Raw genomic sequence first — 17,621 nt, forward strand, 5'->3', positions numbered from 1 at the left:
ACCAATCTGGCAAAGCAAACAAGAGACCGACCCGACCATGACCACCGATGCCCTGACCGAAATCCTCACCGTCGAACGGATCGAGGACAACTTCTTCCGCGGGATCGAAACCCCGCAGGGCGAGGGGCGGATGTTCGGCGGTCAGGTGCTGGGGCAGGCGCTGATGGCGGCGGTGCGCACGGTGGAGCCGGAGAAGGTCAACCACTCCCTGCATGCTTATTTCATGCGGCCGGGCGATGCGACCAAACCGGTGCTTTACCGGGTGGAACGGGACATGGACGGCAATTCCTTTGCCACCCGCCGGGTCATCGCGATCCAGAACGGACAGCCGATCCTGAACATGGCGGCGTCGTTTCAGGTGCAGGAGGAGGGGATGTCCTACGAGTCCGAGATGCCCGCCGGTATCCCCGCGCCCGAGGACTGCATGACGGAAAAGCAGATGGCGGAAAGCCTGGGCGACCGGCTGCCGGAGTCCTTTCAGCGGTTCCTGCGCTGGAACCGGCCGGTGGAAATCCGTCCATGCCAGATGATGCCGCCGTTTTCCGAAGCGCCGGTGACCGGGGAATCCTACCGCTGGATCAAGACCAAGGCCCCGATGCCGGACGATCCGAACCTGCATCGCGGGGCGCTGGTCTATTCGTCGGACATGGGGCTGATCGGGGTCGCGCTGGCGGTGCATGGGGTGACTTTCCACACGCCGGGGATGCGTGTCGCCTCGCTGGACCACGCGATCTGGATCCACAGCGATTTCCGGATGGACGACTGGCTGCTGTTCTGCATGGAAAGCCCCTGGACCGGAGGCGGGCGCGGGTTGACACGGGCGCGGTTCTTCACCCGTGACGGACGGCTGGTGGCAACTGTGGCACAGGAGGGAATGACCCGGCGCAAGCTGGTCTGACCTCTCGTCCCGCGCGACCTATCCCAAGGCCCCCTCCCGGACACCAGTCGCGCCCGACGGTGGCCTCGCGCTTGGTTCCCCTTGCAGGGAAAGGGGCAGGGAGGGGGGCGGCTCCTTCGTCTCAAAACGTCATCCTCGGGCCCGACCCGAGGAACTGATGCAAGCTGCGCGGGTGGCCGGAAATCCTCGGGTCATGCCCGAGGATGACGTTTTTTGGCAATGCTTTTTGGCAATGCGCGGCCTCAGAGCCGCGCGCCTGCCCCGCTTCACGCCCGGCTCACCGCCCGATCGATGCCGTCGAGAACCCGGTCGTAGACCTCCACCGGAAAGTTGTGGCCCATGCCCTCGATCTCGATCATCTCGGCGATCGGGCAGTTCGCGGCGGTGTCGCGGCCGCCGGTCACCGGGACGAGCGGGTCGTCGGTGCCATGGATGACCGAGACCGGCATGGTCAGGTTCCGGAGTTCCGCCCGCCGGTCGCGGGTGGCGAGGATCGCGGCGTATTGCCGGGCGAACCCCGTGGGATGATAGGAGCGGTCGAGGTCAGCCTCGGCGGCGGCGCGCAGCTCTGCCTCCGGGACCGGGTAGGCCGGGGAGCCGATGACCTGATCGGTTGCGACACGCGACGCGATGAAGCCTTCGCGATCCTTTAGCGCATCCGGACGGGGCCGGGTCAGGGCAGCCATTGCGGCGTCGGTGGCCTTGGGCAGGTCCGGGTTGCCGGTGTTCGACATGACGGTGGTCATCGACAGCACCTTGTCCGGATGTTCGATCGCCATCAGCTGCACGATCATCCCGCCCATGGAAAAACCGCAGATATGGGCCTTGTCGATGCCGAGGTGATCCAGAAGCGCGGCCCCGTCGGCGGCCATGTCCGACAGCGTGTAGGCGAGGTCGGGCGTCTTTCCGGCGGCCTTGTCGGCCAGTACCTGCTTGAAGTCCGGCAGGCCGTGGTCGGTGTACTTCCGGCTCAGCCCGATGTCGCGGTTGTCCATCTTGATCGTCCGGTAGCCCCGCGCCACCAGCCGGTCGACGAAATCGGCCTTCCAGCGGGTACTCTGGGTGCCGACGCCGGAAATCAGAAGAATGGGTTTGCCATCCTCCGGTCCGATCACGTCATACCAGATATCGGTTCCGTTTACCTGTGCCGTAGGCATCTTTTGCGTCTCCTCCGCCGCTTCGGGGCGCGCTCCTCCGCGCTCCGGCTGATGGACGCTATGCGGAATTCCCGAAGGGCGAAAGCCCAGAATGCGCAGGTTCCGGATTGCGCGGATGATTTTCGGGCTGGACCCGGCGGGTCGGGCGCCGGTATAGGACGGGGAGGTTTTTTGAATAATGGGTATGCTTAATGGCCAAGCCGGATCTGGACGTCATCATCATCGGGGCGGGGCTGTCGGGGATCGGCGTGGCCCGTTACCTAAAGGTCGAATGCCCGGAAAAGAGCTTTGCGGTGCTGGAGACCAAGCCGCGTATGGGCGGAACATGGGATCAGTTTCGCTATCCCGGTATCCGTTCAGACAGCGACATGCACACCATGGGCTATGCCTTCAAGCCGTGGCGCGATGCCAAGGCCATCGCCGACGGGCCCGCGATCCTGTCCTACGTGAAGGAGACCGCCCGGGACTACGGCATCGATGCGCATATCCGCTTTGGCCATCGTGTGATCCGCGCGGACTATTCGACGGCGACGTCGATGTGGACCCTGACGGTGGAGCACGGTGGCGAGACCCGCCGCATCACCGCCCGCTTCCTGCTGTCCTGCGCCGGATATTACCGGCATGAGGAGGCCTATGCCCCGGACTTTCCCGGCCTGTCTGACTATCGCGGGCAGGTGGTGCACCCGCAGTTCTGGCCCGAGGGGCTGGATTATGCGGGCAAGCGCATCGCCATCATCGGTTCAGGGGCAACGGCGGTGACCCTGACGCCGACACTGGCGAAGCGTGCAGCGCATGTCTGGCAGATACAACGCACCCCGACTTACGTTGTAAACAGACCGGCGAGGGATCGGGTCGGCAACCTGCTGAAGGCTGTGTTCCCGGGGCGGCTCGGCTACTGGTTCACGCGGTGGAAGGTGATCTGGGAAGGCCGGCTGCGGCGGCGCCGGTTCGTCAGGGACATCAAGGGGATGAAGGATCTGCTGATCGGCAATGTCGGCAAGGAGCTGGCCGCGGACGTGCCGGACTGGGAGACGCATTTCACGCCGCCCTACTGGCCCGGCCAGCAACGTATCTGCGTGGTGCCGGACGGCGACATGTTCCATGCGCTGCGGCAGGGCAAGGCCTCCATGGTGACCGGAGAGATCGAGACCTTCACCGAAACCGGACTGCGCATGGCCGACGGGACGGAGATCGAGGCGGACATCGTCATCACCGCCACCGGCCTTGTGCTGGAAACGCTCGGCGGGGCGGCCTATGCGGTGGACGGGCAGGCGGTCAGCCCCGGCAAGCTGCTGGTCTACAAGGGGTTCATGTATTCCAACCTGCCCAACCTGATCTACGTGACGGGCTACACCAATGCCTCCTGGACGCTGAAGGTCGACCTGGTGGCGGAATTCGCGATGCGATTGCTCAAACACATGGACGCCACCGGGGCGACGCAGGTCGTGCCTCGCGCGGGGTCGGAGGACTTTTCCAAAATCGCGACGGCGATCAAGTTCACCTCGGGCTATTTCCTGCGGGTGCGCGACCGGCTGCCCAAGCATGGCACGGCCTTCCCATGGGTGCATGAGCAGGAATATTTCTGGGACCGCAAGACGTTGAAGCGCGGACGGGTCGACGACGGTACGCTCAGCTTCTCGACCGGGGAGGCGGTGGTGTTTCCGCCCGAACAGCTGGACCCCGACGCGACGGAGCTGGCGGCGGAATAGTCAGCGGTCGATCATGCCATTGGCAAGCGCGCTGGAGTAGAGCCGCACCGCCGTCGCGCGGTCGGCCCTGTGGTCCGCCCAGACCCGGAAGTCGAAGGCGGAGTTCAGCGAAGAGATCAGGCAGTGCGCGGTGATGAGCGGGTCGACGGGGCGGATGGAGCCTTCGGAGATCCCGTCGATCATCATGCCCGCGAAACGCTGCGAAATACGGTCGGAGCGTTCGAGGATCGGCTGGCGCAGGTCGCGCGGCAGGGCCATCAGCGCGGTGATGCGGAGCAGGGGGAACCCCGCCTCGAACTGCACGTCGGTCAGGGCGGCGATGGCCGAGGCAAGCCGGTCCAGCCAGCTTCCTTCCAGCGCCATGGCGTTGCGCTGCGTGCGGCTGATCCGGTCGTAGGAGCGTTCGAAACAGTCGACCACCAGCCCGTCCTTGCCGTCTAGATGGTGGTAGAAGGATCCCTTCGACACGTTCAGCGCCCCGGCAATCCGTTCGACCGAGGCACCGCGATAGCCGCGTTCGTTGATCGTCACGGTGGCGGCGCGGAGGTAGGTCTCGCGGTTGACCTCCTCCGTCTCCGTATCGCTGGCGGGCACGGTCAGAGGCAGGGGCGACCAGCGGCTTCCGGAGGGGGCGTAGCCGTGGCGGAACAGTTCCATCATGCGGGTGTGCACGCGGTCGTAGTCGCCGACGGAGTATTTCTGAAGCCAGACCCGGCTCCAGTGGATCGTGTCGAGAAGGACGTGGGTGCGCGCCCAGTTGAGTTCGCGCGCGGCAGCGCCGGCGGGGGCGTCGAAGAAATCGACCACCTTTCGGAAGGCGGTCATGTAACTGGCGAAAAGCTCAGACCTGAGCGGTTCGTCGAGCGAGCGCATGTCCGACAGCCGGGCCAGCGGCGGGCAGGTGCCAAGGCGTTCCTCCGCGTTCTGGTCCAGCGCCAGACGCAGCAGCCGGGCGACGCGCCGCTCGGGGTCGGGTTCCTGTCCGGCGGTGTCGATCTTGCGCGTCAGGTGCTGGATCGAACGCTCGAGCGCGGCAGCGGCCAGCAGTTCCTTGCGTTTGAAATAGTAGGTGATGGAGGTGGTGTTCATCTCCACCGCCTCGGCCACGCTGACAAAGGTCAGGCCCCGCAGGCCGCGCTGGTTGATGACCCGCGCGGCGGCGTCGAGGATCAGGTCCCGCTTGGCGCGGTACCGGACAGAGGTCTCTGCCTCGGCGAGGCGGGCGGGCGCGGCGGGGCTGGTCATGGAAACTGGATAGCAACTGGCCGGGGGCATGTCATCAGATCAGGTCGCCGCGACGCGGCGGCGGGCGGCACATATGGGGGCGTTTCGCCCTGTCCTGCAAGGGGTTCGGGTCATGCGACTGCCCCAAATAATAGCGGCGACCCGAAGGTCGCCGCGTTGGCAGGTCATGGAAAGAATTTGCCTATGCTTATGGGTAGGGCTTGTAACACTTCCCTGACGGAAATTCGCCACATTTTTGACTTTTTGGTCGAAAATTTGGTGTTAGCGCTAATCCGTCAATGTTTTCCGTTTACGTAACGGGCAGCCGCGTCAGGATCTCGAACCGCCCATCAGTCCTTTCGCCTGCAATGCAAAGCGATGATACACGCATCGGTTGTTTCAGCATGGGTGTGACCACTGGGGTGAGTCGCGATTCGACCTGCACGAGCTCCTCCGGAGGAAGGCGACCGGACAGGGTGATGTGGAAGCGGAACTCCTCCATGACGTAGGGATAGCCCCAGGTCGTCAGCAGCGTCTCCTGGGCGGGGGACAGACCGGCGGCGCGGCGGCGGGACAGCTCTGCCTCTCCGGCCGGGGCGCGGAACCTGTCCAGCCCGCGCACCACGGCGGCGGCAAGCTCCGAGAGCGGACCGGTGTCGCCCTGCGGCACCAGCGCCAGAAACTGCTTGATGCGCGCCAGGTGCAGCCCTGGCAGGTCCGCCGGACGCAGGCAGCCGCAGAGCCGTCGCGTTTCCGCCTCCAGCTCTTCGGGGCTCGTGCCGTCAGCCAGGCGAAAGGGCGGCTTTATGGTGGCGTGCAGCCCGTATTTGCGCGGTGTGCGGGTGATCTCCTCGACCGGGCGGGGCAGGGGGCCGATATCGGGATGTGCAACGGCGCGGCCTGTCGCGATGTTCCAGCCCAGCCAGGCTGCACCGAAATCTGCCAGGGGGCCGGGGTCCGGCGCGTAGTAGATGGCGTAGCGGGTGTAGGTCATGCGGGCTCCGGCCAGGGGGTGTCCCTGCCCAGATAAGCCCTGATGTCCCCGACGGAAAGGTGGCGCGGTCAGCCGTGCAGCCGGCGTGACCGCATCCAGCCAAGCAGCGGCAGGACGGAGCCGAGCAAAAGCGCGCCCGCGGGAAGGGGAACCGTACCAACCGGACCGACCTGCAGGGTGTAGACGAAATCGAAGGACAGTTCGTCGACCTGACGGCCCGCGTACTGCGAAGCGATCGCGGCGTAGAGGCGGAACTCCGTCCGGATCGGCAGCGTGGGATAGGGCAGCGGAGGCTGCGGCAGGGTCGGCGCCATCTGCAGCGGGGATAGACCATCCTGGCTGAGCATGAAATTCAGCAGCGGCGTGAAGGTGCTGGTGTTGGCCACGTTGGTGATCGTGACAGAGATGGCAGTGACTTCGAGCCCCGTGGGGTTCACGAAGCCGACCGACATGCTCTTGGGCCCGCTGCTCCCGGCGGAGCAGTGGTAAAGGAAATTTCCGCTCGGATAGAGCTGGCCGGTCGGGCAGGACAGCGAGAGGGTGCCGGAGACCGTGGTCTCCCCCACATCGAGCGTGATCTGCTGACCTTCGGTGACGTCATGGTAGGTGGTTGCGAGCGTCGGCGCGGGCGACAGGGCGAGGACGGCGACAGCAAGCATTGCCATACGGCGGAGAGAAAACATTCGGCGATCTCCAATGGGATTGTTCAAAATCCGGGAAAGTCTTGTGCAACCGGCTTTCGATTCGCAAGCATTTCGACGCTGATGTGCGTCAATTGCGGTACTGCCGGGGTTTCGATGCGTTCTCGTGCAGCAACCGGAAGGCACCGCGCGACCGGCTGTAACCGGATGTTTACCCCTCCGCGCCAGGATGGCGGTCAGGTGAGTGCGCCGGCCCCCCGTTTACCGCGAAGTTACGGATTAACCCCCGTGCCCTTGCAGCCGTCCCGGCGCGTAACTAAGACTCTGTCAGATCCTTCCGGCAGGGATCGGTTGCGTTGCAGAGGCAGGGACTGACATGAACGACCTACACGATACCTACATGAACACGCTGGTCCCGATGGTGGTCGAGCAGACGAGCCGGGGCGAACGCGCCTACGACATCTTTTCGCGCCTGCTGAAGGAACGGATCATCTTCGTCTCCGGCCCGGTCCATGACGGCATGTCGTCGCTTATCGTCGCGCAGCTGCTGCACCTCGAGGCGGAAAACCCGTCCAAGGACATCTCCATGTACATCAACAGCCCCGGCGGCGTGGTGACCTCCGGCCTGTCGATCTACGACACGATGCAGTACATCAAGCCAAAGGTCGGCACGCTGGTCATCGGGCAGGCGGCCTCCATGGGATCGCTGCTGCTGGCGGGCGGTGCCGCGGGGATGCGCTACGCGCTGCCCAATGCGGAGGTCATGGTGCACCAGCCCTCCGGCGGGTACCGCGGGCAGGCGACGGACATCATGATCCATGCGCGCCACACCGAACGGCTGAAGGAGCGGCTGAACAATATCTACGTGAAGCATACCGGGCAGTCGTTCGAAGCGGTTGTCGAGGCGCTCGAGCGGGATAACTTCATGACCGCGGAAGAGGCGAAGGACTGGGGCCTGATCGACGAGATCTTCGAAAACCGTCCCAAGGCAGACGAAGACGACAAGAAGTAACGCTTCCGTCACGAACGGAGCGTGACGAATTTTTGACATTGTGGAGAGCCGGGGCCTGTCCTAGGCTGACCCACAACGGTGCTGCCCGGACGGTCGCCCAGACGGCCGGCCGGGTTGGCCGCGACAGCCCCATCCGGGGGCGAAAGGTGTGACATGGCAAACAATTCCGGCGGTGACAGCAAGAACACCCTCTATTGCAGCTTCTGCGGCAAGAGCCAGCACGAGGTGCGCAAGCTGATCGCGGGGCCGACCGTGTTCATCTGCGACGAGTGCGTCGAACTCTGCATGGACATCATCCGGGAGGAAACGAAGGCCACCGGGCTCAAGTCCTCCGAAGGCGTGCCGACCCCGCAGGAGATCTGCGATGTGCTGGACGACTATGTCATCGGCCAGATGAAGGCCAAGCGCGTGCTGTCGGTGGCGGTGCACAACCACTACAAGCGGCTCAATCACTCCGCCAAGGGCGGGGATATCGAACTCGCGAAGTCCAACATCCTGCTGATCGGCCCGACCGGCTGCGGGAAGACCCTGCTGGCGCAGACGCTGGCGCGGATCCTCGACGTGCCGTTCACCATGGCTGACGCGACCACGCTGACCGAAGCGGGTTACGTGGGCGAGGATGTGGAAAACATCATTCTCAAGCTGCTCCAGGCCTCGGAATACAACGTGGAGAAGGCGCAGCGCGGCATCGTCTACATCGACGAGGTCGACAAGATCACCCGCAAGTCGGAAAACCCGTCGATCACCCGCGACGTGTCGGGCGAGGGCGTGCAGCAGGCGCTGCTGAAGCTGATGGAAGGCACCGTCGCCTCGGTCCCGCCGCAGGGCGGGCGGAAGCATCCGCAGCAGGAATTCCTGCAGGTCGACACGACGAACATCCTGTTCATCTGCGGCGGCGCGTTTGCCGGGCTCGACCGGATCATCGCGCAGCGCGGCAAGGGCTCTGCCATGGGCTTCGGGGCCGAGGTGCGTGACAACGACAACCGCGGCGTGGGCGAAATCTTCAAGGACCTCGAACCCGAGGATCTGCTGAAATTCGGCCTGATCCCGGAGTTCGTCGGCCGTCTGCCGGTTCTGGCGACGCTAGAGGATCTGGACGAGGAAGCGCTTGTCACTATCCTCACCGAACCCAAGAACGCCCTGGTCAAGCAATACCAGCGCCTTTTCGAGATCGAGGATGCGGAACTGTCCTTCACCGACGACGCGCTGACGGCGATCGCAAAGCGGGCCATCGAACGCAAGACCGGCGCGCGCGGCCTTCGGTCGATCCTGGAGGACATCCTGCTGGATACGATGTTCGAACTGCCGGGTATGGAAAACGTGACCGAAGTGGTGGTGAACGAAGAGGCTGTGACCTCGGACGCCAAGCCGCTGATGATCTATGCGGATCAGAAGAAGGAACCGGCCTCGGCGGGGTAACTCTCTGATTATTCTGGTTCAACATGGGCGGGTCGAACCCGCCCATTTTCATGGGGACAGACCAAATGACCATCCAGCGCATTTCCTCGGGCGGGGAATTCGAGAAAAAGATCGGCTATTGTCGGGCCGTGGTGGCCGGCGGCTTCGTGCATGTCGCGGGCACGGTCGGGCAGGGCGACACGGTGGCGGAGCAGTGTCGCACCGCGCTCGGCACCATCTCGGACGCGCTGGAAAAAGCCGGGTCTTCACTGGAGAAGACGGTGCGGGTGACTTATTATCTGCCGGATCGCGCGGATTTCGAACCCTGCTGGCCAATCCTGTCGGACGCCTTCGGGGACCATCCTCCGGCTGCGACCATGGTGGAATGCCGTCTGATCGACGACCGTTTCAAGATCGAGATCGAAGTCACCGCATTGGCCGGATAACGCCATCTCCTGCAAGGGCTGTGGCTGTACGGCAGAGCCAATCGTGCGATTGTCCCTGCTAGATCGGTTTCGTGCAAACACCCTTCAACCTGATTCCTTACGGGCAATTCCGGATTGCCCGTAAAGAAATGCTTTTCAGTTCAATCGAATCGTAGCACCTTGATCTCTATTTTAGGGGGAGATAAATGCGATGTTTTTGAACATGAATGTTCGTTTTCTGGTTCTGTCCGCGAGCGCGATGCCCGCGGTCGCCCTTGTTCCCACAACGGCCGAGGCGACATCTATCAGCCTGGGTATCAGCGGCGGATATGCAGCCTTTTCCGAGAAATACGTCGGGACCGAAGAGAACCCGGATGCCTTTGAGGCGGATCTGATCGGGTCTGCCGTCATCGACGATTTCTACAATGGCGCCTCGGAAAGTGAACCCGTCAATGGCGAGGTCCGCGGCAGTTTCATCGAAAACAACGATCTCTATTTTACGAACGGCGCGGCCTACGCCTCGGCCGATACGGCCAAGGGCGAGCTGAAGGCCGGGGTAAGTTCCACGGTCGACGGCAAGGCGGTGGACGTCGCCGGCGGCTATGACTCGCTGAGCGTGAACAACGGAGACGAAGGCGCCATCGGCAACGGAGCAAGCGCCAAACTGAGAGAGGTCTTCACCCTTACCGGCTCCGGTACGGCGACCTTCAGCGCACTGGTCGATTTCGACTGGGAGGGAGACATCTATTTCAACGCCTACATCACCGGAAGGAACCTGAGCACCGGCGCCTTCCTGTCGCCCGAGGCGGATCAGTCGATCAACTTCTTCAGCGAACCGATCTTCAGCGGCATCCATTCCGGCAGCGTCGTCGATCGCCTCATAAGCCTGTCTTTCGATGTGGACGGCGCCCTGGGGGATCAATACGAGATCACCTGGAATCTGGGCGGATTCAGCTACGCGTCGGACTATTGTTCGATCGGTGACATCTGCGGTGACGGCAGTTCGGTGCAGTCATCGACGTTTGACGCGGCGCATACGGCGAACATCTTCTTCAGCGGGTCCCCCGGCCTGAACGTGGTATCCAATTCCTCGGGCTTCCTCGCGGAGTCGGAGTACCAGACCTACCAGCCGACCGATATTGGCGCTGTTCCCCTGCCGGCAACCGGGGTGCTGCTGCTTGCCGGAGTCTTCGGGATCGGCGCTGCCGGCCGGAAACGCCGCGCGGCCGCCTGACACGGAGGGTTACGCCAATTTGATGACGCCGGTCCCGCAAGGGGCCGGCGTTGTCCGTTGCCGTTGGCGCGGTCGGCCTGTTGCCCGCGACACCCTTGCGCTGGACCTCGGCGCCGGAATGGGCCATATCTCGGACGAGTTCACAGGAGACCTCCCCATGGGCATTCTCAAGACCTTCCTCAGCGCCGTGACCTGGTGGAACGGCGCGACGCTGAACACGCGGCTCTATACCCGGCGGCGTGGCACGAAGGTCGGCGAGGATGAGTATGGCAATACCTTCTATTCCGCACAGGACGGCAAGAAGAGATGGGTCATCTACAACGGTGAAGTCGAGGCGAGCCGCATCGGGCCGGACTGGCACGGCTGGCTGCATCACACTTTCGACGAGCTGCCGAGCGACCGGCCGCTGCCGCGCAAGGCCTGGGAAAAGCCGCATCTGCCGAACCTGACCGGCACGCCGGAGGCCTATGCGCCCGCCGGATCGCTGCGCCGGGTCGATCCGGCCAACCGCCAGGATTACGAGGCCTGGAGCCCGGAGTAAGGCCCCATGTCCCAGAATACTACCGAAGTCATCGTCGGCGGGGCCGTGCTGGCCCTTGCCGTCGGATTCGCCGTCTATGCCGGGCAGATCGCGGGCGTCGGCGGGACCGGCGCAGGCTATCCGCTGACGGCCTCGTTCCGGTCGGCGGACGGAGTATCCCTTGGAACCGACGTGCGGCTCGCGGGGGTCAAGGTGGGCGCGGTAACCGGCATCGACCTTGACCCGGCGACCTATCGCGCGAAGACCACCTTTTCGGTGCGCGACGACGTGCTGATCCCGGACGACAGTTCGGTGGTGATCTCCTCCGAGGGGCTGCTTGGCGGGAATTACGTGGAAATTCTGCCCGGCGGATCGGCCTTCAACTTCGAGGCGGGGGACGAGGTGCTGGACACGCAGGGCTCTGTCAGTCTGGTTTCGCTGCTGATGAAATTTGTTTCGGGCGGCGGGGACAAGTGATGCGCTGGCTGGCGATTGCCCTCATGCTGGCACTGCCCGGCGCCGCGCCCTCCGTCGCACAGGAGGATGTGTCGGTCGGCACCGGCGCAAAGCTGCGCGGGCTGGACAAGATGAACGGTCAGACCATCGACGCGACAATCCCCGCAGGGTCCGCCGCGATGATCGGCAAGCTGTCGGTGACCATGTGGGAATGCCGCTATCCCGAGGGCAACCCGGCGGGCGACGCCTATGCCTTCATGACGATCACCGAACCGTCCAAATCGCCCGATCCGATTTTTTCCGGCTGGATGATCGCGTCGAGCCCGGCGCTGAACGCGCTGGACAATTTTCGTTATGACATCTGGGTGTTGAACTGCACCACCTCGTGACCGCTGCGGGGCAGGGCGGGGGTGGTGAAGTCGGCGGGGTAGGCCAGCGCCTCGGCCAATAGGGAGCGGTATTCGGCGCGCGACACCTCGATCCCGCCAAGCGAGGCGAGGTGGCTGGTCAGGAACTGCGTGTCGAACAGCCGGAAGCCGCCGTTTCTGAGGTGCGCGACCAGCCACGCCAGCGCGATCTTGGACGCGTTCGTGCGGCGCGAAAACATGCTCTCGCCAAAGAACGCGCCGCCAAGCGCCACGCCGTAGACACCGCCGATCAGCCCGGTTTCGTCGCGCACTTCCACGGAATGGGCAAAGCCCGCGTCGTGCAGTTCCTCGTAGAGCCCGGCGATCTTGTCGCTGATCCAGGTCTCGGTACGGTCGGCGCAGCCCTCTATCACTCCCATGAAGTCGCGGTTCAGCGTGACGGTGTAGTCATCGCGTCTGAGCGCGCGGGCGAGGGAGCGGGAGATGCGGAAGCCGTCCAGCGGGATGATGCCCCGGCGGCGCGGTTCAACCCAGAAGACTTCCGGATCGTTGCGGTGTTCGGACATCGGAAAGATGCCGGTGGTATAGGCGTGTAACAGCAGATCTGCGGTCAGATCCGGATCGGTGTCTTTCATGCTCTGCCCGTCGCGTCCCGGTCCCTTGGGGTATTGTGCCACGATGGCGGGCGAAAGGCGAGTGGCTGGTGGCACCGCCGGTTACCTCTCCGCCTGCGACCCGCTCCCTGGCCTCCCCCGTGCGGGAGAGGGGATTGCGTCGTGCGGAAAGCGTCAGCCCAGCTTGCCCTGCGCCAGCCAGTGTTCGAGCCAGTGGATGTTGTAGTTACCGGACTGAATATCGGGTTCCTGCAGCAGCGCGTCGAACAGGGGGACGGTGTTTTCCACGCCATCGATGATCAGTTCGCCAAGCGCGCGGTGCAGCCGGGCAAGCGCCTCGGGGCGGTCGCGGCCGTGCACGATCAGCTTGCCGATCAGGCTGTCGTAATGCGGCGGGATCGAATAGCCGTCGTAAAGGGCGGAATCCATCCGCACGCCAAGCCCGCCGGGGGCGTGGAAGGCGGTGATGCGGCCGGGTCGCGGTGCGAAATCGGGAAGCTTTTCTGCGTTCAGCCGGACTTCGATCGCGTGGCCGTTGATGGTCAGATCGTCCTGGGTGAAGGACATGGGCAGCCCCTCGGCCACGCGGATCTGTTCGCGGACGAGATCGACGCCAAAGATCGCCTCGGTCACCGGGTGTTCGACCTGAAGGCGGGTGTTCATCTCGATGAAATAGAACTCGCCCTTTTCATAGAGGAATTCGATCGTGCCGGCGCCGGCGTAGTTGATCTTGGCCACGGCCTCGGCGCAGGTCTGGCCGATGCGCGCACGCTCCTCGGGCGTGATGCAGGGGCCGGGAGCTTCTTCGAAGACCTTCTGGTGGCGGCGCTGGAGGGAACAGTCGCGTTCGCCCAGATGCACGGCCTTGCCCTTGCCGTCACCAAAGACCTGGATTTCGATGTGGCGCGGGGTGGTCAGGTATTTCTCAATATAGACTTCGTCGTTTCCGAAGGCGGCCTTGGCTTCGGAGCGGGCGGTCTGGAACGCGCGTTCCAGTTCGGCCTCGGACTTGGCGACCTTCATGCCGCGCCCCCCGCCACCGGCGGTGGCCTTGATGATGACCGGGTAACCCATGTCGGCGCAGATTTCGCGTGCGGCCGCGATGTCGGGCACGCCGCCGTCCGATCCGGGCACGCAGGGCACGCCAAGCGCCTTCATCGTGTCCTTGGCGGTGATCTTGTCGCCCATGATGCGAATATGTTCGGCCGTGGGACCGATGAAGGTCAGGCCATGGTCTTCCACGATCTGCACGAAGGCGGCGTTTTCCGACAGGAAGCCGTAGCCGGGGTGGATCGCCTGCGCGCCCGTGACCTCGCAAGCCGCGATGATCGAGGGGATGTGCAGGTAGCTTTCGGACCCCGGCGGCGGGCCAATGCAGACGGATTCGTCGGCCATGCGGACATGCATCGCGTCGGCGTCGGCGGTGGAATGCACGGCCACGGACCGGATCCCCATCTCGCGGGCGGCGCGGATGACGCGCAGGGCGATCTCGCCCCGGTTGGCAATCAGGATCTTGTCGAACATCGGGCTGGCCTTATTCGATGATCATCAGCGGCGCGCCATATTCCACGGCGGCCTTGTCTTCGACCAGGATCCGCTTGACCGTGCCGGAGCGGGGCGCGGGGATCTGGTTCATGGTCTTCATCGCCTCGACGATGAGAAGGGTGTCGCCCTCCTTCACCGTGTCGCCGACCTTGACGAAGGCGGGGGCGGTCGGTTCGGGCTGCAGGTAGACGGTGCCCACCATGGGAGAGGTCACGGCGCCGGGGTGCTGGGCCGGATCCTCGTCCCCCGCAGGGGCGGCGGGCGCAGCGGCCACGGGCGCGGCAGGCGCGGCGGCCACGGGGGCGGGCGCGGCCGGTGCGGCGACGGGGGCGGCGTATTCGACCTTTTTCGACACGCGCACGTTGAGGCTGTCATCTTCGCCGTAGTCGCGCTTGACCTCGATTTCGGTCAGATCGTTTTCGCGCAGCAGTTCGGCAAGCGCCTTGATGAAGGCCACGTCGGCTTCGGTCGTCTTGTTGGTCATATGGGTCCTCGCCAGAGGTTCGGGCCGTCTCATGCGGCTTCTCGTTACGAAACTGGCCCGCTTATAGGGCATGTTCGGAGAGGTGAAAAGCGCAGACGGTACGGCACGGATCCGGACGCGGAAAGGGCCGCCCGGACGGGGCGGCCCTGAAGGGTTGGTCAATGGGCTCAGGACTTGCCGAGAGACACCATCTGTTCGCTGTCCAGCTTGGTGGCCACTTCGGCATTGTACTCTGCCATGCTCTTGAGCTGTTCGCGAGTATAGCCCATGGCGAGGATGGTGTTGCCTTCGACCATCAGCTCGGTCACCGGCAGGGCGACATCGTGTTCGCCGATCCCGAGGAAGCCGCCGACGCCGATCACGGCCATCGTCTCGCCGTTGATGGAGACGACGTCGTCGATTTCACCGATGGTCTCACCGGCAGAGCTGGCGACATCAAGCCCGATCAGCGCGCCGGCCTGAGCTTCGTTGCCGGTCAGGAGGGTGTTGCCCTCGGCGGTGGCGTCGGCCGTGCTGGCCACGTCGGTGTCGAGCGTCGGGGCGGCAGAGTTGTCGCTGTCCGCTCCGGTGGCCGCAGTGCCGGTGGAAGCGTTTGCGCCCGCATCGGCAGAGATGTCCGCACCTGCGGAAACGCCATCGGTGCCGGCGGAAACCCCGGCATCTGCACTGCCGGCGACATCACCGCCTACGGACTGCGCGGCGAGGGGAGCGGTCAGGCCGATGATGGCCACGGTGGACAGCATGAACGTCTTGAGGGTCGTCATGATGGAACTCCTTTCATTGTTGCAGGGACAACGGCGAAGTCCGGGCATCGTTCCGGGGAATATCGGGCCTTTCCCAGACTGTTGCGGGGGCTGGGCCGATTCCTGCTCATGATCCGGCTGATGGCGCAAAGGAAAAGGGGCCGGGATGATCCCCGGCCCCTGTAGCGCTGACGCTGCGTCGCGGCGTCAGCGGTTCATGCGGTTCTCGATCAGGTCGTCGACCACGGAGGGATCAGCGAGGGTCGAGGTGTCGCCGAGCGCGCCGTAGTCGTTCTCCGCGATCTTGCGCAGGATGCGGCGCATGATCTTGCCGGACCGTGTTTTTGGCAGTCCGGGTGCCCACTGGATCAGGTCCGGAGAGGCGATCGGCCCAATCTCGTTCCGAACCCAGGTGCGCAGTTCCTTCTTGAGCTCATCCGAGGGCTCTTCCCCGTTCATCAGCGTGACATAGCAGTAGATGCCCTGTCCCTTGACCTCGTGCGGGTAGCCCACGACCGCGGCCTCAGCCACCTTGGCGTGCGCGACAAGGGCGGATTCGACCTCTGCCGTGCCCATGCGGTGCCCGGAGACGTTGATGACATCGTCCACCCGGCCGGTGATCCAGTAATAGCCGTCCTCGTCCCTGCGGCAGCCATCGCCGGCAAAGTAGTAGCCCTTGTAGTCGGCGAAATAGGTCTTCTCGAACCGCTCGTGATCGCCCCAGACCGTGCGCATCTGGCCGGGCCAGCTGTCCTTGATGGCCAACACGCCTTCGGTCTTGGTTTCCGCGATCTCCTCTCCGCTGGTCGGTTCCAGCACCACCGGCTGCACGCCGAAGAAGGGTTTGGTCGCTGAACCCGGCTTGGTCGGGGTCGCGCCGGGCAGGGGGGTGATCATGTGGCCGCCGGTTTCGGTCTGCCACCAGGTATCGACGATCGGCAGTTTGCCCTTGCCGATGTTGTCGTTGTACCAGTTCCATGCCTCGGGGTTGATCGGCTCACCAACCGTGCCGAGCACCTTGAGCGAGGAGAGGTCATGCCCCTCGACGAACTTGGTGCCCTGACCCATGAGCGCGCGGATGGCAGTCGGGGCGGTGTAGAACTGGTTGACCTTGTGCTTTTCGATCACCTGCCAGAAACGTGAGGCATCGGGCCAGGTCGGCACGCCCTCGAACATCAGGGTGGTGGCACCGTTCGCGAGCGGACCGTAGAGGATATAGGTGTGCCCGGTGACCCAGCCCACATCCGCACCGCACCAGAAGACATCGCCGTCGTGGTAGTCGAAGGTGATCTGCTGCGTCATCGCGGCGTAAAGCAGATAGCCGCCGGAGGAATGCACCACGCCCTTGGGTTTCCCGGTGGAGCCGGAGGTGTAGAGGATGAACAGCGGATCCTCCGCGTTCATGGGCCGGGGCGGGCAGTCCGGCGCCACCTCGGCCATCATCGCCTTGACGTCGACATCGCGCCCCTCGACCCAGGTGGTCTGATCGCCGGTATGCTTGACGACGAGGCAGCGCACCTTGTCCGAACAATGCAACAGGGCGGCGTCTGCGTTGGACTTGAGCGCCGTGCGCTTGCCGCCGCGGGGGGCGGTGTCGGCCGTGATGACCACCTTGGCCTGGCAGTCGTTGACGCGATTGGCCAGCGCGTCGGGGCTGAAACCCGCGAAGACAACCGAGTGGATCGCGCCGATGCGGGCGCAGGCCAGCATGGCATAGGCGGCCTCGGGGATCATCGGCAGGTAGATCACCACCCGGTCGCCCCGCATCACGCCCTGCGCCAGCAGGACGTTCGCCATACGGCAGACGTTTTCGTGCAGCGCGGCATAGGTGATGTGCTGCGCCGGGGTCTCGGGATCGTCGGGTTCGAAGATGATCGCGGTCTGTTCTGCACGGGTGGATAGGTGGCGGTCGATGCAGTTCGCGGCGACGTTCAGGGTGCCGTCCTCGAACCACTTGATCGACACCTGGCCGAGGGTGAAGTCCGTGTTCTTGACCTTGGTGAAGGGTTCGATCCAGTCCAGCCGCTTGCGCGCCTCATCGCCCCAGAAGGTATCGGGGTCCGTGACAGAGGCCTTGTAGGTCGTCTCGTAAGCCGCGGCATCGACATGGGCCGATTTCACGAAGTCGTTCGACGGGGGATATAGCCTGGGGTTCGTGGCTTCGTTCATGACGCGCCTCCCTTTCGCGTGACTGACGTC

At 64.3% G+C, this 17,621-nt stretch carries 18 protein-coding genes; 9 read left to right on the plus strand and 9 right to left on the minus strand.

The annotated features are described in order from the left end of the window. Nucleotides 1-37: 37 nt before the first annotated feature. Nucleotides 38-898, plus strand: a complete 861-nt coding sequence (locus IEV87_RS03055; RefSeq protein WP_188476153.1) for an acyl-CoA thioesterase — start codon at nucleotides 38-40, stop codon at nucleotides 896-898. Between the two features lie 266 nt (nucleotides 899-1,164). Here the strand turns inward: IEV87_RS03055 and IEV87_RS03060 are convergent, their stop codons facing one another. Then, on the minus strand, nucleotides 1,165-2,055 hold the full coding sequence (locus tag IEV87_RS03060; protein WP_188476154.1) for an alpha/beta fold hydrolase: 891 nt from the start codon (nucleotides 2,053-2,055) through the stop codon (nucleotides 1,165-1,167). 191 nt (nucleotides 2,056-2,246) lie between these two features. On the opposite strand from IEV87_RS03060, the gene IEV87_RS03065 reads away from it, so the two are divergent. After that, complete coding sequence (locus tag IEV87_RS03065) at nucleotides 2,247-3,764, plus strand: flavin-containing monooxygenase (protein WP_188476155.1); 1,518 nt, start codon at nucleotides 2,247-2,249, stop codon at nucleotides 3,762-3,764. On the opposite strand, the gene IEV87_RS03070 is transcribed toward IEV87_RS03065, so the two are convergent. From IEV87_RS03070 to IEV87_RS03080, 3 genes are all read right to left on the minus strand, one after another. Further along, entirely contained in the window at nucleotides 3,765-5,009 is a 1,245-nt protein-coding gene (locus IEV87_RS03070; protein ID WP_188476156.1) for a TetR/AcrR family transcriptional regulator, read from the minus strand. It lies immediately after the preceding gene. A 289-nt stretch (nucleotides 5,010-5,298) separates the two neighbouring features. Beyond that, a complete protein-coding gene (locus IEV87_RS03075; RefSeq protein WP_188476157.1) occupies nucleotides 5,299-5,982 on the minus strand; it encodes a DUF1045 domain-containing protein in 684 nt (227 codons plus the stop codon). A 68-nt stretch (nucleotides 5,983-6,050) separates the two neighbouring features. Next, nucleotides 6,051-6,665: a hypothetical protein gene (locus tag IEV87_RS03080; protein ID WP_188476158.1), complete on the minus strand. Its 615-nt coding sequence runs from the start codon at nucleotides 6,663-6,665 to the stop codon at nucleotides 6,051-6,053. Nucleotides 6,666-6,999: 334 nt separating this feature from the next. On the opposite strand from IEV87_RS03080, the gene IEV87_RS03085 reads away from it, so the two are divergent. The 7 genes from IEV87_RS03085 to IEV87_RS03115 all read left to right on the plus strand — a co-directional run bounded on the left by IEV87_RS03085 (nucleotide 7,000) and on the right by IEV87_RS03115 (nucleotide 12,057). Further along, nucleotides 7,000-7,635, plus strand: a complete 636-nt coding sequence (locus IEV87_RS03085; protein ID WP_188476160.1) for an ATP-dependent Clp protease proteolytic subunit — start codon at nucleotides 7,000-7,002, stop codon at nucleotides 7,633-7,635. A 153-nt stretch (nucleotides 7,636-7,788) separates the two neighbouring features. Continuing rightward, complete coding sequence (gene clpX, locus IEV87_RS03090) at nucleotides 7,789-9,054, plus strand: ATP-dependent Clp protease ATP-binding subunit ClpX (RefSeq protein WP_188476163.1); 1,266 nt, start codon at nucleotides 7,789-7,791, stop codon at nucleotides 9,052-9,054. 65 nt (nucleotides 9,055-9,119) lie between these two features. Next, nucleotides 9,120-9,479 carry a RidA family protein gene (locus IEV87_RS03095; protein ID WP_188476164.1) on the plus strand — a complete coding sequence of 120 codons (360 nt, stop codon included), beginning with the start codon at nucleotides 9,120-9,122 and terminating at the stop codon, nucleotides 9,477-9,479. 190 nt (nucleotides 9,480-9,669) lie between these two features. Beyond that, nucleotides 9,670-10,692, plus strand: a complete 1,023-nt coding sequence (locus IEV87_RS03100) for a hypothetical protein (RefSeq protein WP_188476166.1) — start codon at nucleotides 9,670-9,672, stop codon at nucleotides 10,690-10,692. A 157-nt stretch (nucleotides 10,693-10,849) separates the two neighbouring features. After that, nucleotides 10,850-11,233: an NADH:ubiquinone oxidoreductase subunit NDUFA12 gene (locus tag IEV87_RS03105; RefSeq protein WP_188476168.1), complete on the plus strand. Its 384-nt coding sequence runs from the start codon at nucleotides 10,850-10,852 to the stop codon at nucleotides 11,231-11,233. A gap of 6 nt (nucleotides 11,234-11,239) precedes the next feature. Beyond that, on the plus strand, nucleotides 11,240-11,689 hold the full coding sequence (mlaD, locus tag IEV87_RS03110; protein ID WP_188476170.1) for an outer membrane lipid asymmetry maintenance protein MlaD: 450 nt from the start codon (nucleotides 11,240-11,242) through the stop codon (nucleotides 11,687-11,689). Beyond that, on the plus strand, nucleotides 11,689-12,057 hold the full coding sequence (locus IEV87_RS03115; protein ID WP_188476171.1) for a DUF2155 domain-containing protein: 369 nt from the start codon (nucleotides 11,689-11,691) through the stop codon (nucleotides 12,055-12,057). The genes mlaD and IEV87_RS03115 overlap by 1 nt, the downstream gene beginning before the upstream one ends. Here the strand turns inward: IEV87_RS03115 and aat are convergent. The 5 genes from aat to acs form a co-directional block, all read right to left on the minus strand. Then, nucleotides 12,021-12,671 carry a leucyl/phenylalanyl-tRNA--protein transferase gene (gene aat, locus IEV87_RS03120; RefSeq protein WP_188476173.1) on the minus strand — a complete coding sequence of 217 codons (651 nt, stop codon included), beginning with the start codon at nucleotides 12,669-12,671 and terminating at the stop codon, nucleotides 12,021-12,023. The genes IEV87_RS03115 and aat overlap by 37 nt on opposite strands. A 153-nt stretch (nucleotides 12,672-12,824) precedes the next feature. Further along, nucleotides 12,825-14,174 (minus strand): acetyl-CoA carboxylase biotin carboxylase subunit, encoded by a 1,350-nt coding sequence (gene accC, locus IEV87_RS03125; protein ID WP_188476175.1) that lies wholly within the window; start codon nucleotides 14,172-14,174, stop codon nucleotides 12,825-12,827. A 10-nt stretch (nucleotides 14,175-14,184) separates the two neighbouring features. Beyond that, a complete protein-coding gene (accB, locus tag IEV87_RS03130; RefSeq protein ID WP_188476176.1) occupies nucleotides 14,185-14,679 on the minus strand; it encodes an acetyl-CoA carboxylase biotin carboxyl carrier protein in 495 nt (164 codons plus the stop codon). 167 nt (nucleotides 14,680-14,846) lie between these two features. Then, the gene (locus IEV87_RS03135; protein WP_188476178.1) at nucleotides 14,847-15,443 is read right to left on the minus strand and encodes a PRC-barrel domain-containing protein; all 597 of its coding nucleotides are present in this window, start codon (nucleotides 15,441-15,443) and stop codon (nucleotides 14,847-14,849) included. A gap of 186 nt (nucleotides 15,444-15,629) precedes the next feature. Further along, nucleotides 15,630-17,591, minus strand: a complete 1,962-nt coding sequence (gene acs / locus IEV87_RS03140; protein ID WP_188476179.1) for an acetate--CoA ligase — start codon at nucleotides 17,589-17,591, stop codon at nucleotides 15,630-15,632. Between the last annotated feature and the right edge of the window lie 30 nt (nucleotides 17,592-17,621).

It is taken from the genome of Primorskyibacter flagellatus, from assembly GCF_014638275.1.
In the GTDB taxonomy this organism is placed as follows: domain Bacteria; phylum Pseudomonadota; class Alphaproteobacteria; order Rhodobacterales; family Rhodobacteraceae; genus Pseudooceanicola; species Pseudooceanicola flagellatus_A.

What these genes read in the sequence shown, in the direction of transcription:
- IEV87_RS03055 (WP_188476153.1), top strand. Translation starts at nt 38, where the DNA reads ATGACCACCGATGCCCTGACCGAAATCCTCACCGTCGAACGGATCGAG.
- IEV87_RS03060 (WP_188476154.1), bottom strand. Translation starts at nt 2,055, where the DNA reads ATGCCTACGGCACAGGTAAACGGAACCGATATCTGGTATGACGTGATC.
- IEV87_RS03065 (WP_188476155.1), top strand. Translation starts at nt 2,247, where the DNA reads ATGGCCAAGCCGGATCTGGACGTCATCATCATCGGGGCGGGGCTGTCG.
- IEV87_RS03070 (WP_188476156.1), bottom strand. Translation starts at nt 5,009, where the DNA reads ATGACCAGCCCCGCCGCGCCCGCCCGCCTCGCCGAGGCAGAGACCTCT.
- IEV87_RS03075 (WP_188476157.1), bottom strand. Translation starts at nt 5,982, where the DNA reads ATGACCTACACCCGCTACGCCATCTACTACGCGCCGGACCCCGGCCCC.
- IEV87_RS03080 (WP_188476158.1), bottom strand. Translation starts at nt 6,665, where the DNA reads ATGTTTTCTCTCCGCCGTATGGCAATGCTTGCTGTCGCCGTCCTCGCC.
- IEV87_RS03085 (WP_188476160.1), top strand. Translation starts at nt 7,000, where the DNA reads ATGAACGACCTACACGATACCTACATGAACACGCTGGTCCCGATGGTG.
- clpX (WP_188476163.1), top strand. Translation starts at nt 7,789, where the DNA reads ATGGCAAACAATTCCGGCGGTGACAGCAAGAACACCCTCTATTGCAGC.
- IEV87_RS03095 (WP_188476164.1), top strand. Translation starts at nt 9,120, where the DNA reads ATGACCATCCAGCGCATTTCCTCGGGCGGGGAATTCGAGAAAAAGATC.
- IEV87_RS03100 (WP_188476166.1), top strand. Translation starts at nt 9,670, where the DNA reads ATGTTTTTGAACATGAATGTTCGTTTTCTGGTTCTGTCCGCGAGCGCG.
- IEV87_RS03105 (WP_188476168.1), top strand. Translation starts at nt 10,850, where the DNA reads ATGGGCATTCTCAAGACCTTCCTCAGCGCCGTGACCTGGTGGAACGGC.
- mlaD (WP_188476170.1), top strand. Translation starts at nt 11,240, where the DNA reads ATGTCCCAGAATACTACCGAAGTCATCGTCGGCGGGGCCGTGCTGGCC.
- IEV87_RS03115 (WP_188476171.1), top strand. Translation starts at nt 11,689, where the DNA reads ATGCGCTGGCTGGCGATTGCCCTCATGCTGGCACTGCCCGGCGCCGCG.
- aat (WP_188476173.1), bottom strand. Translation starts at nt 12,671, where the DNA reads ATGAAAGACACCGATCCGGATCTGACCGCAGATCTGCTGTTACACGCC.
- accC (WP_188476175.1), bottom strand. Translation starts at nt 14,174, where the DNA reads ATGTTCGACAAGATCCTGATTGCCAACCGGGGCGAGATCGCCCTGCGC.
- accB (WP_188476176.1), bottom strand. Translation starts at nt 14,679, where the DNA reads ATGACCAACAAGACGACCGAAGCCGACGTGGCCTTCATCAAGGCGCTT.
- IEV87_RS03135 (WP_188476178.1), bottom strand. Translation starts at nt 15,443, where the DNA reads ATGACGACCCTCAAGACGTTCATGCTGTCCACCGTGGCCATCATCGGC.
- acs (WP_188476179.1), bottom strand. Translation starts at nt 17,591, where the DNA reads ATGAACGAAGCCACGAACCCCAGGCTATATCCCCCGTCGAACGACTTC.